This is a genomic window from Gordonia sp. KTR9, from assembly GCF_000143885.2.
Classification (GTDB): Bacteria; Actinomycetota; Actinomycetes; order Mycobacteriales; family Mycobacteriaceae; genus Gordonia.
On record NC_018581.1, the window covers coordinates 3,220,527 to 3,235,368 of the forward strand.

Annotated in this window: 11 protein-coding genes and 1 pseudogene; 3 read left to right on the forward strand and 9 right to left on the reverse strand. The window is 64.2% G+C overall.

Translation table 11 applies throughout. The features are described from left to right. Positions 1 to 61: 61 nt before the first annotated feature. The 4 genes from KTR9_RS15195 to KTR9_RS15210 all read right to left on the reverse strand — a co-directional run bounded on the left by KTR9_RS15195 (position 62) and on the right by KTR9_RS15210 (position 6,485). On the reverse strand, positions 62 to 934 hold the full coding sequence (locus KTR9_RS15195) for an NAD(P)-dependent oxidoreductase (protein ID WP_274518067.1): 873 nt from the start codon (positions 932 to 934) through the stop codon (positions 62 to 64). A 127-nt stretch (positions 935 to 1,061) separates the two neighbouring features. Continuing rightward, positions 1,062 to 2,591: an AMP-binding protein gene (locus KTR9_RS15200; protein WP_044506821.1), complete on the reverse strand. Its 1,530-nt coding sequence runs from the start codon at positions 2,589 to 2,591 to the stop codon at positions 1,062 to 1,064. Positions 2,592 to 2,606: 15 nt separating this feature from the next. Beyond that, positions 2,607 to 3,959, reverse strand: coding sequence for an AMP-binding protein (locus KTR9_RS15205; protein WP_083888971.1), 1,353 nt, complete (start codon positions 3,957 to 3,959; stop codon positions 2,607 to 2,609). Between the two features lie 219 nt (positions 3,960 to 4,178). Then, entirely contained in the window at positions 4,179 to 6,485 is a 2,307-nt protein-coding gene (locus tag KTR9_RS15210) for an acyl-CoA dehydrogenase family protein (RefSeq protein ID WP_044506823.1), read from the reverse strand. Positions 6,486 to 6,619: 134 nt separating this feature from the next. On the opposite strand from KTR9_RS15210, the gene KTR9_RS15215 reads away from it, so the two are divergent. From KTR9_RS15215 to KTR9_RS27720, 3 genes and pseudogenes are all read left to right on the forward strand, one after another. Beyond that, positions 6,620 to 7,564, forward strand: coding sequence for an NAD(P)H-dependent flavin oxidoreductase (locus tag KTR9_RS15215; protein ID WP_044506824.1), 945 nt, complete (start codon positions 6,620 to 6,622; stop codon positions 7,562 to 7,564). A 231-nt stretch (positions 7,565 to 7,795) separates the two neighbouring features. After that, positions 7,796 to 8,719, forward strand: a pseudogene (locus KTR9_RS15220) (hypothetical protein). A 16-nt stretch (positions 8,720 to 8,735) separates the two neighbouring features. Beyond that, complete coding sequence (locus KTR9_RS27720) at positions 8,736 to 8,888, forward strand: DUF7156 family protein (RefSeq protein WP_193363194.1); 153 nt, start codon at positions 8,736 to 8,738, stop codon at positions 8,886 to 8,888. 159 nt (positions 8,889 to 9,047) lie between these two features. On the opposite strand, the gene KTR9_RS15230 is transcribed toward KTR9_RS27720, so the two are convergent. The 5 genes from KTR9_RS15230 to KTR9_RS15250 form a co-directional block, all read right to left on the reverse strand. Next, positions 9,048 to 9,851, reverse strand: coding sequence for an enoyl-CoA hydratase-related protein (locus tag KTR9_RS15230; RefSeq protein WP_014927104.1), 804 nt, complete (start codon positions 9,849 to 9,851; stop codon positions 9,048 to 9,050). An 88-nt stretch (positions 9,852 to 9,939) separates the two neighbouring features. Then, entirely contained in the window at positions 9,940 to 10,743 is an 804-nt protein-coding gene (locus tag KTR9_RS15235; protein ID WP_014927105.1) for a crotonase/enoyl-CoA hydratase family protein, read from the reverse strand. After that, complete coding sequence (locus KTR9_RS15240; RefSeq protein WP_014927106.1) at positions 10,743 to 11,888, reverse strand: thiolase family protein; 1,146 nt, start codon at positions 11,886 to 11,888, stop codon at positions 10,743 to 10,745. Before KTR9_RS15240 ends, KTR9_RS15235 begins: the two co-directional genes overlap by 1 nt. 51 nt (positions 11,889 to 11,939) lie before the next feature. Further along, complete coding sequence (locus tag KTR9_RS15245; RefSeq protein ID WP_014927107.1) at positions 11,940 to 13,088, reverse strand: acyl-CoA dehydrogenase family protein; 1,149 nt, start codon at positions 13,086 to 13,088, stop codon at positions 11,940 to 11,942. Between the two features lie 38 nt (positions 13,089 to 13,126). Then, positions 13,127 to 14,677: a class I adenylate-forming enzyme family protein gene (locus KTR9_RS15250; protein WP_014927108.1), complete on the reverse strand. Its 1,551-nt coding sequence runs from the start codon at positions 14,675 to 14,677 to the stop codon at positions 13,127 to 13,129. Between the last annotated feature and the right edge of the window lie 165 nt (positions 14,678 to 14,842).

Genomic DNA, 14,842 nt, shown 5'->3' on the forward strand with positions numbered 1-14,842 from the left:
CGAATCGATCCGGGCATCTTCGTCTGGGGCGGGTCGCACCCGGCCGCGACGCGTCCGTGCCCTATCCGGTCAGGTCGCCGATCGGACCGGACTCGACAAGCTGCGACAAACAGCCCGGGTCGACATCGAGCTCGTCTGCCAGCGCCAGGCAGGCACCGACGTCCTTGCGGAGAAAGGGGCCCACTCCGGTAACGAACGAGTCGGTGTCACCGAATCGTCTCAGTTGTTCGAGTGCGTACGAGTTGCCGCTCGACTCGCCCACAGCCCGCAACATCAGAGCCGGATCCACTCCGAGCGACGCAGCGAAATGCGCGGCTTGCACCGCGATCTGAGACGACGCGGCAAACAGGAGATTGTTCACGAGCTTCACCTTCTGCGCATCGCCCACCGCATTGCCACACGCAACGATGGCTCTCGCGTAGCTTCTCAGCACTGGATCGACTCCATCAACCGCTACCGGGTCGCCAGCGATCAGGACTGTCAGCGCACCTTGATCGATGTCATCCGCCGTTCCGCTGACCGGCGCGTCCACCAACCGGTGTCCGGCCGCCCGCAGGTCCGTCGAAATGTCTTGCAGCGCATCGACAGCTCCGGTCGCGTGGCTCACTAGCGTGCTCGCCGGACCGAGCGCCTCGAGCAGGCCTTGCCGATGAACCACATCGTGCAGCTGATCGACGGAGAAGAAGCACGTGATGATCAGAGCGACCTCGTCGCCGATATCACGGACCGAGTCGGTGACCGTCACACCCACCTCTTCTGCGGCTGCCCTGACTTCGGGGCGACGCGTCGAGAGAATGACCTCGTGGCCTCCGGCTCGCAACCGTCGAACCATGGGCCAGCCCATCCGTCCGGCCCCAATGAACCCGACCTTCATTGCTGAAACCTCCGATACAACAGCGTGGTTCTTGGTCGGAGCGCAAGCGCTCCGGTAGATATGTTACCTAGTTCACCATGTAATACTGCAGCGGTTTCTGACTCACCACCTAGCTCACCAGGCATACGAAGATGCCGTTGCGCACGGGTCCGTCGGGCGCGACAGCGGCTATGACGTGGGCGATCCGTCAAGCCCGGGGGTCCGTGGTATCGAATCTGGACGAGAGATTTCGACGCAGGATCTTGCCGGAGGGCAGGCGAGGGATCAGATCGAAGGCGAAACCACGCGGCACCTTGTAGCCCGCGATGCGTTCACGTAGGTAGGCAACGAGTTCGGCCTCCAGGTCCGGCCCTGCGCGGCCGGGACTCGTGGGTTCGACCACTGCGAACACACGCTGCCCCATCTCGTCATCCGCGACTCCCAGCACCGCCGCGTCCGCGACATCCGGATGCATGATGAGCGCATCCTCGATCTCTTGCGGGTAGATGTTCACGCCGCCGGAGATGATGAGGTCCGTCCTACGCGCCGACAGGTACAGATATCCGTCGGCATCCAGATAACCCAGATCCCCCAGCGTGTTCCAGCCCTGTGAATTGAAGGCCGCGGCTGTCTTTCCCGGTTCCCCGTGGTATTCGAACCTGGTGACATCGCTGAACCAGATCGTGCCGACCTCACCGGGGGGCAACTCCCGGCCTTCGTCATCACAGATGTGGGGCACACCCAGAACAGCCTTGCCGACCGACCCGGGGTGGGTCAGCCACTCAGCAGTGTCGATCATGAAGAACCCGGTTCCCTCACTACCGGAATAGAACTCGACGATGATGGGGCCGAACCATTCGATCATCTGCCTCTTGACCGCGACCGGACATGGCGCTGCGGCGTGGACGACGACCTGCAACGACGACACGTCGTGTGACGAGCGCACCTCGGCAGGGAGTTTCAGCATCCGCACGAACATGGTCGGAACGAATTGTGCGTGGGTGACACCGTAGGTGTCGATGGCGGCAAGGACATCCTCGGCATCGAACCTTTCCAGCACAATCGCAGTACCACCATTGCGTATGGTACCCATCGTCCAACCGAGCGGCGCGGCGTGATAGAGCGGACCTGGGCTGAGATAAACTCCGTCCGAACTGAATCCAAAGGCGCTTCGCATCATGTGATCAATCGCCAGTCCGGTACCGAACGGATTGCCGGTCATGGTCGGCACGATTCCCTTGGGCTGATCCGTCGTGCCGGAAGAGTACAGCATGTACGCCCCCTCCACGCTGTCCGCGATGGGGCCGTCCGAATACGCCGATGCGGCTGTTGCGAGGTCGGCGGTCCCGTCGGGCCCACCCACGACGTACACCGATTCGACCGCGTCCGCTTGCGCCAGCGCCGCATGAGCAAGGCCGCTCAGCTCATGTGAATACACGAGAATCCGTGCCTGACAATTGGAGACGATGTAGGCCGCTTCGTCTGGCCTCAGATGCCAGTTCACCGGGGTGTACAACAGGCCGGCGCGTTGTGCCGCGAAGACCACGGGCAGCAACTCGACCCGATTCTCCATGAGAACAGCGATGTGATCACCGGGTACGAGGCCGCGGTCGCGGAACAGGTGCGCGATCCTGTTCGATTGTTCATCGAGTTCCCGATAGGACAATCGCGCACCGCTCCCGGCCACGACGATTGCCGGCTTCTCGCCGTGCTCGCGCGCGAGCAGTCCCAGATCCATCGTCGTGGTCACGGTTCACCTGCCGAGTACATCTCGCTCCTCATCAGCCGAAGTTGGCCGCTCGAACATCAGCTTTGCGAACCTTGCCCACCGCGGTCCTCGGCAACGAGTCGCGAGTACCAGGCGTTCCGGCGTCTTCTGCCGGGCCAGGCCGGCAACGGCAAAGTGTTCCGCGATGTCAATGAGTTCGATTCGGGCGCCTGATACCGGAACAACGACGGCAGCAACGACTTCCCCGTAACGCGCGTCCGGGGCGGCGACAATCACACCCTCGGCGACGGCCGGATGGGAGAGGAGAACGTCTTCGAGCTGGCTGGACGAGATCGTCTCCCCACCGCGGATCACCACATCCCTGATCCGATCGGTTACGGTCAGTCGGCCGTTCGCGTCGAGACGGCCGAGATCTCCGGTGCGCATCCAACCTGCGGAGTCGAATGTGTCGTGGTCGAGCTCGGAATCCTGGTATCCGATGAAGCGGTCCGGCCCACGGGTGAGGATCTCGCCGTCGACTCCGTTTACGACCTCGTTCCCGTCCGTACCGACGATCCGGATACTCACCCCGGGCAGGGGGGCACCGTCGGTGGCGATGCGGACATCCAGCGGATCGTCGGCACTACCGACCGTGACGGTCGGGTGCTCGGTGCAGCCGTAACAACGGAAAGCACGGATGCCTGCAGCGTCCGCCCGACGTATCAGACTTTCCGGAACCGTCGCGGCACCCACCAGGAACTCGCGCAGGGACGGCAACTCGACTCCGCTGTCCGCCAGGTCGAGCAGGCCCGACAAGTGGAACGGCGTTCCGGAGGTCGAGGTCACCGAATACTCGCCGATCAATCGAACGGCCTGCGCCGGGTCCCAGGCGTCCATGAAGACCGTTCGCGAACCGGCCACCATCGGGCGCAGATAGCTCACGACCCCCGCGACATGCCCCGGGGGGAAGGACACCAGCTGCACGGCGTCGGGTTCGGCCGCCATCACCGCTGGAGCGGAGTTCAGTTCCGCGAGCAGTGTGCGGTGGGAATGCAGAACCCCTTTGGGTGACGAGGTGGTACCGGAGGTGTAGATCAGTAAGCACACGTCATCGGCGTCAGCCTCCGAGGCGGCGAGCGGCGCCGGGGTGGTGGCGATCAGATCAGACCAGGCCACGCACCCGGCCGGCGCGGCGCCGACCACGACCACATCCCGCAAGGTGCGGACGTCCCGATACCCGCTGATGCGGTCGAGGTAGGACTCCGAGCGCCATCTCTCCTTTGTCACGAGGACGCGCGCCCGGGACTGCCGCAGGATGAAGTCGACCTCGGCGGGGCCGTAGACGTGGACGATCGGAACGAGTGTGGCGCCCAGCAGGAATACCGCCTGATAGGCGATCGCCGCTGTACGCCACCCGGAAGCTGAACCGCCACCGAGTCATCTGGTCGAACCCCCAGGCGAGCGAGCCCGGCGGCCACGGACCGTGCCGCGAGGTGGAGCTCGCGGACAGTCAGGAGACGGGTCCCGTCGAACCCGGCGTATACGACGGGGACCTCATCGTGGCGGTCCAGCGCCGTCCGAAAGACGTCTGCGAGGTTCGTCGACGTCGATTCGTGATCACCGGCGTTCATCTGAGTACCCATGGTCGAGCCGGTCCACGAGAAGCTGCGCAGCGCTGTCACGCAGCTGTTCGGGACGACCGACGAGCACCTGATTCGAGACCGCACGACGCAGCAGCAGGTGAGCCGTATGCTCCCACGTAAATCCGATACCGCCATGGACCTGTATGCAATCCTCCGACACCGAGACGGCCGCATCGAGCGCTGCCGAGGTGGCGAGGTGGGCGGCCAGCGTAGCGTCGGGGTCGTCCGGTGGCATGTCCGCAGCCGCGAAGACCTGACTCCTGGCCCCTTCGGAAGCAACGAGCATGTCTGCACAGCGATGCGAGATCGCCTGGTACGAGCCGATCTTGCGACCGAACTGTTCGCGTTGCCCCGCCCAGTCCACGGCCATCGCCAATGCTCGATTCGCCACGCCGACCGAGTCGGCGGCCATCACCAGCTCCGCGATTCGGCGGGCTTCGGCCAACGACCGTCGAGCGTCGTCGCCCCGCGCCAGCACCTCGACCTCGGTCGCTTCGAAGTCAACGGTCCCGATGGTGGCGGTCAGATCCAGAGCCTCCTGCACCGAGATCGACGCCGCCGCGGCATTGCAGGTCACAATGACCGGCCCGACGCCGTCGTGCGCGACGACTACCAGCTGATCGGCAACCGGAGCCCCGGGCACCTCGCCGACGCTGCCGGTCAACCGGTTCCCGTCGAGAATGGGCAACCGACCTGATTCCATGGACCAACCGCGGTCCGACAACGGGACGACCAGCGCCGCGGTCGCCCCGGCACAGATCGCGGAAACCACCTCACGGCCCTGCGCGGCGACAGCCACCTCGAGGGCGATCACGGTCGGGACGAGCGGGACCGGCGCGAGATTGAATGCAGCCTCCTCGACGGCCGCGCACAGCAGGCGCACACCCGCGCCTCCGCCGCCGAGGTCTTCGGCGGCAGCGAGCCCGGGCAGGCCGAACTTGACCAGTTCGTCCCAGAGCCCGATGTCGTAGTCGTCGTGAGTCTCCGCTCGGGACATCAGCGCCGCTGTGGTCACCGACGTAGAGACGGCCTTGCCGAGGACGGCGCGAAGGTCAGCCTCGTTCTCGTCGGACACGGTCAAGGGTCGGCCGGGAGTGATCGACGCGGAGCGGGTGCCCTCACCCCGATGCGACGGTAGCCCGAGTACCGATTCAGCGATCGTGTTGCGCTGGATCTCGGCTGTCCCGGCGCCGATCGTCGATGCGCGCGTCATGAGGTAGCCGTACGTCCATCGACCACCGTCAACCGCGCCCGGCGACCGGTTGCCGAGCGCTGCGCCGGGTCCCGTCAGGCGCAGGGCGAGCCGATGCAACCGCTGCTCGAACTCGGACTTGACCAGTCTGTTGACCGAGGCCACGGCGCCCGGATCCTCCCCGCGCAAGACCGCCGCCAGCGCTCGCGAGCTGTTGGCTGCGATAACTCTGACACCGGCCTCCATCTCGGCGATCTCCTGCCGGACGATGGGGTCGTCGGCTCTTCCACGACCGATCGCGAGTCGGATGACCTTGTCGACCAGGGTTCGGTAGCGGAACTCGTCGGCGAGGAAGGCAGTGGCTCGTTCATGCCCGAGCGAGGTGCGCATCACGCTCCATCCCTCGCCCTCCTCGCCGACCCGGTTGGCCATCGGGACCACCACGTCGTCGAGGAAGACCTCTGCAAAGTGCGCCGCGCCGGACGCGTCACGCAGCGGTCGCACGTCGATTCCCGGGGACTTCATGTCAATGAGGAGATAGCTGATGCCTGCTGTACTCCGGCCGGCGGGGCCGGTGCGGACCAGCGCGAACATCCAGTCCGCGTGGTCGCCCTGCGAGGTCCAGATCTTCTGTCCGGTGACCCGATAGTTGTCGCCGTCGCGGACCGCTCTCGTTGACAGCGACGCCAGGTCGCTACCCGCACCCGGCTCCGAGAACCCCTGACACCAGATCTCGTCCGCACGCAACAGCGGTTCGAGAAAGCGGTCCTTCTGTTCTTGCGTCCCATAGACGATGAGGGTGGGCGCCACGATGAACGAGATACTGCTCGGGTGCTTCGGCACCCCCGCCGAGGTGGTCATTCGGTAGTAGTCCAGTTGGTCTTCGAGCTCGAGTTCCATGCCGCCCGCGGACCGGGGCCAGCCTGGCGCCGCGAGACCTGCGTCGACCAGCTCCGACTGCCACCGACGTGCGGCGGCAGCACGCTCCTTCGACGTCGCCGGGCGAGGTCGGCGAGCGTAGTCCGCCATCAGCTGCGTCAATCGCTCTCGCCAGTCGGTGATCTCGCCGGACGTTTGTCCTGCTTCCATCGCTTTATTGGCCACCTTTGCCTCCTCGATCCCTCTACCAAGCTAACTTAGTTATACTGCAAAGCAAGGTAGCTTTCGTCGATCGAGGAGAAGAAGACGTGCAAATTCCGTGGAGCGGGCTGCGGATCCCTGTCATGGCCGCACCCATGTTCATCGTGTCGAGCCTGGACCTGGTGATCGCATCGTGCCACGCCGGCGTCATCGGCGCATTCCCTTCCGCCAATCCGCGATCGCCGCACTCGCTGGAGACCTGGCTCGACGCGATTCGTACCGCCGAGGCCGAAACCCTGTCACAAGGAGGCACGTTCGCACCGTTCTGCGTGAACATGCTCGCCTCGTCCGCCGTTGACAAAGAGGCACGAGATGCAGCCCTCGCGACGCTCCGCAAGTACGAAGCACCGCTGATCTTGACCAATATGGGGGATCCTCGCGAGGTCGTCGACGCCGCCCACGGGTGGGGCGGCAAAGTGTTCCACGACGTGACCACGGTCCGGCACGCAGAGAAGGCGATCGAGTCCGGGGCCGACGGACTGATGCTGGTATGCGCCGGCGCCGGTGGACACGCCGGCACGCTGTCGCCATTCGCATTCCTGCCGAAAGTGCGCACGTTCTTCGATGGCCCGATCATGCTCGCGGGTGGCATCGCCGACGGCGCCGGCATCGCCGCCGGCCTCGCCCTCGGCGCCGACCTGGTGGTGATGGGCACCCGATTCATCGCCAGCGCCGAGTCGGGGGCATCGCCGGACCACAAAGAGATGCTGGTGTCCTCTAGAAGCGAGGATGTGCTGTTCACCGAAGCGATCGCCGGGCTCCCCGCCAACTTCCTCACGCAGTCGATCGTTGCGAACGGTCTGGATCCCGCCGACCTGCCGGCGCCGACCGGGCGCCATCGGCCGAATCTCCCGGCCGGAGTCAAGCCGTGGAAGACCGTCTACAGCGGCGGACATTCCACCGCGCTCGTCGATGACATTCCCAGTGTCGAGGCCGCCGTCGACCGACTCGCAACCGAACTCGCAACGGCGTCGAGCAAAGCCGACTGGCGCACCAACCTCGAGCAGCGGGTGGGCATGAACGGATGACCGGTCGACCGGTGGCGTATCAGCCAGAGCCAGAAGACATGGATACGGATCTGCGAATCCGCGAACACGCCGATAGTTAGTGCACTAGGTTGTCGAAGTATCGCCTCTTCTCTGACCTGAGCAGCGCGATGGTATGGCCAGATTTCGGTCGGCACCGCATGCCACTGTTCGGTGATCGAAAAAAAGTGACTCTGCGGCATCCGCTCGACAACGTGCGAAAGAGAGGCAGCAATGCTGGTGGCCGACGAACTGGTACCCCCATCGGTGATGGATCTCCTTCGGGTACGTGGTTCTTCAACTGGGTGGTCACCGCCATCGGCGCGGTGTTCATCGTCCTGGCGATCGTCGACGTGATCCGGCGGCGCCGACTGACGTGGGGTTTCTGTTTCTTTTCAACAGTCTCGCCGTGTACTGGATGGAGACCATCGGCGACTGGGGCCAGATGCTCTTCTACAGCCCGGCGTTCGCCGAACATCATCTCCTCGACTGGCTCCCGCTCAAGACACCATACGATCCGCTTTTCATGCCTTTCGCCTACGCGGTGTACTGGGGCATCCACGCGCTGCTCGTGTTGTGGCTGAGCCAGTGGGTGTCATCGCGATTCGGCTGGAGCATGCTCAAATCGATGGTGGTGCTGGCGATTCCGGTCAACTATGTCTGGGACTTCGTCGTCGAGGGTACCGCCACCGCGATGGGTTGGTGGACGTACGACCCCGGCATCGGGCCCGTGCTCGAGTGGGGGGATGGCGGTGGCCGCATCACCCTTCTGTGGACCATCGGGCTGATGTGTGTGTGGCCCAACCTCATCGCCTACTGGGCCGGCAAGCCTCCGATCCGCGGTCTCAATCACTTTGAGCGGTTCTGCCGACCGGAGCGGTTCACCGCGCCGAAAGCGGATATACAGTCGTCAACAGATGCAGCAGGATCCGCTGAGACCGTCATGACCGCCGTTTCCGTCGATCACGAGCGCAGGACGAAGAAGCAAGAGTTCGACGACCACCTCAACTACGACGCACCATCGCTCGATGGAAATTCGAGCTGATGCGACTGGGCGCGTGGTTCATCAGTTTCCAAGTCACGTTCTTCGTCCTCCTGGTCGTCCCGCTCGTGCTGTTACGCGCGCTGACCGGTGCCGAATCCGTCTATATCCCGTGATCATCAAGGAGTCCAGGTGAAAGATTTGCCCGATGAATTCTTCCTTCCGCCGCAATCCGACGAGGGGTTGCGCAGGGAAACCGCTCGACTGCTCGCAGGATGCTTCGCGTTCATCGTGGTGCTCGGCATCATCGTCGCCCTGACCCAGAACATCGTCATCACGGTGTGATGCGTGGTTGCGTCGAGGTCACAACGCTTCAGACGATTCCCAGTCCTGGTACAACCATCCCCTCCCGCGATCTCGCCTCATGGGGTGCGGAAGGGGATGGTTGTTCGCGTGAATCTGCCGACTGGGCGTCGGGGGGTTGGGCGGGGCGGGAAACGTTGTTCACTCCTGCAGGCTGGCCGCGGACCGCTCCGACGCCTTCGCGACCCTGGCCGACTGGCGTTTGTCATACCGGGCACCGATGTCTTTGTTGTCCGGCTTGAATGTTGCGGAAGCCTCGGCCTCAAGACCCAGCGCATGAGCGGTGGAGGCTCCTGCCCCCTCTTTGAGGAGCCGTAGCATCCGCTGCACCGCGCCGGGGTGACTCTCCGCGATCGAGCCCGCGATCTCGAGTGTCCGCTCCAGCAGGTGCTCATGGTCCACGACTTCGTTCGCCAGACCGATACGAAGCGCTGTGGCGGAATCGACCGGGTCACCCGACAAAATGATTTGGATGGCCGCAGGCAGCCCCACAGCCCGCGGCAGCATCGCACTCCCACCCCACCCGTTGAGCAGTCCGATCTTTGCGTGCGTATCGGAGAACACAGCACGGTCCGAGGCGACGATGAACGAGCAGTTCGTCGCAAACTCGAACGCCCCGGTGTAGCACGGACCGTTCACCGCAGCGATGACCGGTTTACTCACCGCACGGAGAACCTGGGTCGGTGTGGTGCCCTCGGTCCGGGGGGCGGGACCCGACAGCGCCTCGGGCAGATCGACCCCCGACGAGAATGCGCTGCCCGCCCCGGTGATGACGATGACCCGCACCTCGGGGTCCGCGTCGGCCTTCCACAATTCACTCTTGATGGCCTTACGCATCGCGCGATTGATCGCGTTCCGCCGGTCCGGCCGATTGAGGGTCAACAGCGCCACGTGCCCGTGTCGTTCGACCAACAACGGACTCTCGGTTTCGACCTGTTCACTCATACGTCATCCTTCCGAACTGACTGGCTCGACCAGGTTCCCGGAACCATGCCCCGCCGCGGCTCCGCGATCGGGGACATCGTCCTCGAGGTCACTGGGCCTTCCACACCGGTGCACGCTTCTCGGCGAATGCCAACGGCCCTTCCCTGGCGTCTTCGGAGCCCATGAGATTCTGCCACTCCCTCTCGGAGAGAGCCCATTTCGACTTCTCGGCGACGATCTCACCGTTCTCAACCCCCAGTGCGACGCGTTTGCTTGCCTGGACCGACAGCGGCGCGTTCGCAGAGATGCGTTCGGCCAGGGCCAGCGCGGCATCGAGAAGCTCGGCATCGGGCACGACTCGGTTGACGAGTCGGTACTCCTCGGCGGTCGCGGCAGAGATCGGGTCACCGGTGAGCATCATCTCCATCGCGAGTCGATGGGGAATCTGGGCCGGCAGCCGGAACACGCCGCCGGCACCCGCGATGAGACCTCGCTTGACCTCGGGCAGACCGAAGGACGCGCTCTCTGCGGCGACGATCAGGTCAGCCGCCAGCGCCAACTCGGTGCCGCCTCCCAGTGCGGTACCGTTCACCGCAGCGATGGTCGGCTTCGAGACGAAGTGGTTCACGAAGCCGGCGAAACCCCAATGCTCCTTGCCGGGAGCATGCAATCCCTCACCGCGCGAGATGGCCTTCAGGTCGGCACCAGCACAAAACGACTTGTTGCCTGCACCGGTCAGTACGATGACACGGATCTCGGGATCGTTCTCCGCCTCCTCCAGCGCGCCGCCGACGGCGATACTGACGGACGCATTCACCGCATTGCGTGCCTCCGGGCGGTTGAGGGTGATGACGAGAACGTTGTCGCGCCGTTCGACGAGCGCGCCGGGCGTAATCGTTTCCGCTGTCGACATCACTTCACCAGCTCGAGGATCGTGGCGTTGGCCTGCCCGCCACCTTCGCACATCGTCTGCAGACCGTACCGGATATTGTTGCGGCGCATGTGATGTACGAGATCGGTGAGGATACGGGCACCAGATCCGCCGAGCGGGTGGCCCAGCGCGATCGCACCTCCGTTGGGATTGAGGACCTCGTCGGCGACACCGAGCTCCTTCTGCCAGGCCAGCGGCACCGGCGCGAACGCCTCGTTGACCTCGAAGACACCGATGTCGGAGACCGAAAGACCCGAACGCTGCAGGACCTTCTCGGTCGCGGGAATCGGCGCCGCGAGCATCATGACGGGGTCGGCGCCCACAACGGCCGCAGTGTGAACCCGTGCGATCGGGTTCAGTCCGTGCTTCTCAGCTGCCTCTTCGCTCATGACCAGCAACGCGGCTGCGCCGTCGGAGATCTGAGAGGCGTTGCCGGCGTGGATGACACCGTCTTCTTTGAACACCGTCTTGAGTCCGGCGAGCTTCTCTATGGTGGTCCCGCGGCGGATGCCCTCATCCTTGGTGACGGTCCCGTCCGCGTTGGGGACGGCGACAATCTGGCCGTCGAAGTAGCCCGCATCCTGAGCAGCGGCCGCCCGCTCATGCGACCTGGCGGCAAAAGTGTCGACGTCCGTCCGGCTCAGACCCCACTTCTCGGCCATCATCTCTGCTCCGATCCCCTGGTTCGGGTCGACGCCGTAGCGCTCCTGGAACTTCGGTCCGTTCGGACTTCCGCCGACCGAACCCGACAGTCCCATGGTGATCCGCGACATGGACTCCACACCTCCGGCGACGACCACGTCGTAGTGGCCGGCCATGACGGACGCGACGGCGAAGTTGAGCGATTGCTGTGACGAGCCGCATTGACGATCGACGGTGACGCCCGGAACGGTCTCAGGCCATCCGGCCGAGAGCACCGCGGTGCGGGCGATGTCGAACCCCTGCTCGCCCACCTGTCCGACGCATCCCCAGATCACGTCGTCGACCGCGTCGGCCGAGACGCCGGCGCGGGTCACCAATTCGTTCAGTACGAGTGCCGAGAGATCTGCCGGGTGGATTCCCGACAGGCCGCCATTACGCTTGCCGACCGGCGTCCGGACGGCTTCTACGATCACTGCGTTTGTCATGACTGGTCCTTCTGGTTGTATTCGTGTCCCTCAGGCAAGATCGTCTGTCGGTCACAGACCAAGCGAACGTCCGATGATTTCCTTCATGATCTGGGTCGAGCCACCGTAGATCGTCTGTATGCGCGCATCCGCGTATGCGCGAGCCACCGGGTACTCCGTCATGAAACCGTAACCGCCGTGCATCTGCTGGCACTGATAGATGAGCTTCTGCTGCAGTTCGGTGGTCCACCACTTGGCTTTTGCCGCGTCGGTCACATCCAGTCTCTTGTTGTTCAGGAGCAGGATGCAGCGGTCGACGTAAACCTGGGCCATGTCGACCTCGGTCTCTAGTTCGGCGAGCGTGAAGCGATTGGCCTGGAAGGACCCGATCGGGGAACCGAAAGCCTTGCGGTCCTTCACATAGGTGAGCGTGTAGTCGAGAACGGTGCGACAGGAAGCGACCGCCGAGACCGCGATGGACAGCCGTTCCATGGGAAGGTTGTGCATCAGGTGGATAAAACCTTTACCCACTTGACCGATGACATTCTCATCGGGCACCCGGACGTCATCGAAGTTGAGTTCGGCAGTGTCCTGCGAATGCAGACCGAGCTTGTCGAGATTGCGGCCACGGGTGAATCCGGGCATCGCCCGCTCCACGGCAAACAGCGTGAACGCGGAGCTCGCCTTCGCCTCGGGGTCAGTACGTGCCACCACCACGACGAGGTCGGCGTGGATTCCGGATGAGATGAATGTCTTGGCGCCGTTGAGAATCCATCCGTCGCCCTCTCGGCGGGCAGTGGTTTTGATGCCCTGCAGATCGCTTCCGGTGCCGGGCTCGGTCATCGCCACCGCGACGATCAGTTCGCCGGCCGCGAATTTCGGCAACCACCGGGCCTTCTGCTCGTCGTTGGTCAGTTCCAGCAGGTACGGCGCGATGATGTCGTTCTGCAGGGTGAACGCCGGCGCGTCCGAGTCCATGCGGCTAAGTTCCTCGGCGACAATCGCGTTGTACCGGAAATCGTCGGCTACGCCCGCACCGCCGAAGGCCTCGGGTACCGAAAACCCCATCAATCCGAATTTCGCGGCCTCGGTGTAGATGCTCCGGTCGACGATGCCTTCTTGCGACCACCGCCTCAGGTTGGGCACGGCGTAGCGGGTCAGGAACTCGCGAACGGACGCGCGGAACTGATCGTGCTCGGACTCGAAGATTTCTCGCTGCATGTCATCTCATTTCTTGCACTGATGCGTCGGAAACGCCTTCAGGCGAGCCGGGCACCGACGGACGATTGGTCTTTATGGGCACCTTCAAGAAGCTCCAACTCGGCGATCAGCTCGAGGAGTCGACGACGATCGACCTTCAACGACACGTTCCGCGGTAGTTCCGGGAGAACGAAAATCCGTGTCGGTACCTCGTAGGGCGTCAGATGTCCGCGGCAGAACGTCTTGACCTCATCCTCGTCGAACGCCGTTTCGCCGTCGACGAGCTGCACCACCGCCACGGGGACTTGCCCGAGTCGCTCGTCGGCGCGGCCGTATACGGTGGCGTCGAGGACGGCGTCATGATTCCTCAGGGTGGCGGCCACGAGTTCCGGCTGTACCTTGAACCCGCCCCGGACGATGGCGTCGTCGACCCGACCTTCGATGTACAAGAACCCGTCGTGGTCGAGGCGTGCGAGGTCGCTGGTCCGAATCCACTCCCTCCCGCCGGTACCGGCCTGGCCCGAGCGGACCTCGAGACGACCTGACTCGTTGTCCCCCAGGACTTTCCCGTCCTCGGCCACAACTCTCAAGTTCACACCGGGGAAAGCCTTCCCGACACTGCCACGCTTCTGCGTCCACCACTCCCGATACAGGGGCATCGTCCATCCGGCGATGGCGCCGGAAAACTCAGTCGCTCCGTACATGACCAACACCGCGCAATCGAACCGCCGCGTGAACTCATCGGCAAGATCGGGATCGACCACTGTGGTCCCGGCCGTGATCGCGGACAGACTCGAGAGGTCGGCGGGATCGACATCGGCCTGCAGGAGCGATCGCATGGCCGCCGGCGGAAGGCCGGCGACTTTCGGCTTGTGTTCGCGAACGGCGTCGACCCACCCCTCGATCGTGAATCTGTGCAGCATCACGAAAGGTCTGGCCTCGGCGATGTTCTGCAGGACCCCCCAGAGCCCGCCGATATGCACGATCGGCAGGGTCACCAGGGCGATGCGACCCGTGAACATTTCACGCCCCGCCCGGCCTCCCTTACCCGTGTAGCCGTGGACCGCATTGAGGGCGGACTCGAGCTGACGCCAGGTGAGCGGAATGCGCTTCGGGGGGCCCGTTGTCCCTGAGGTAAACATCTCGATCGCGACCGACTCGGTCGGAGGTGTCGCTTGTGGCCGCGGATCGCCGGAGACGGTCTGCGTGACAGACCGACCATCGATGTCGAAACCGGCGGCACCGCACCTTGTCACGGCGCTCGTGAACTCGTCATGGCCCCAGAACGCGTGTCCGGCCAACACACAGTCGGCCGCAGCGTTGGCCAGATCAGAAGACAGCCGCGGAATCGGTTGCATCGGATTGAGGGTGATGATGGTTCGACCTGCGCGCAGAACCGCGATCAGCGCCGCGATCGACGCCGGCCTGTTCTCCAGCACCACCCCGATTCGTGCGTCTTCGCCGCAGCCGATCCGGGTCAGTTGAGAGTCGATCGCCTCGGCGAGCACACGCACGTCGCCCCAGGTCGTCCAACGCCCGTCCTGCTGAATCATCGGCATCTGGTCATCGGCAGCCCACAGCCCGTCCAGTGCGTCTCTAATTGTGGTCATACGCCCTTCCCAACTCGGTGAAGCGCTACGCACGGCAGCGCGCCGGTACGAACGGGCACGGGCTCGGAGAGGACTTCCGTGCCCCAATGACGCCCGGGTACGCTCTATCTGAAAGATAGATGACATGGTTAACTAGGTCAATGTTGACAGGCGCCTCACGCGGTT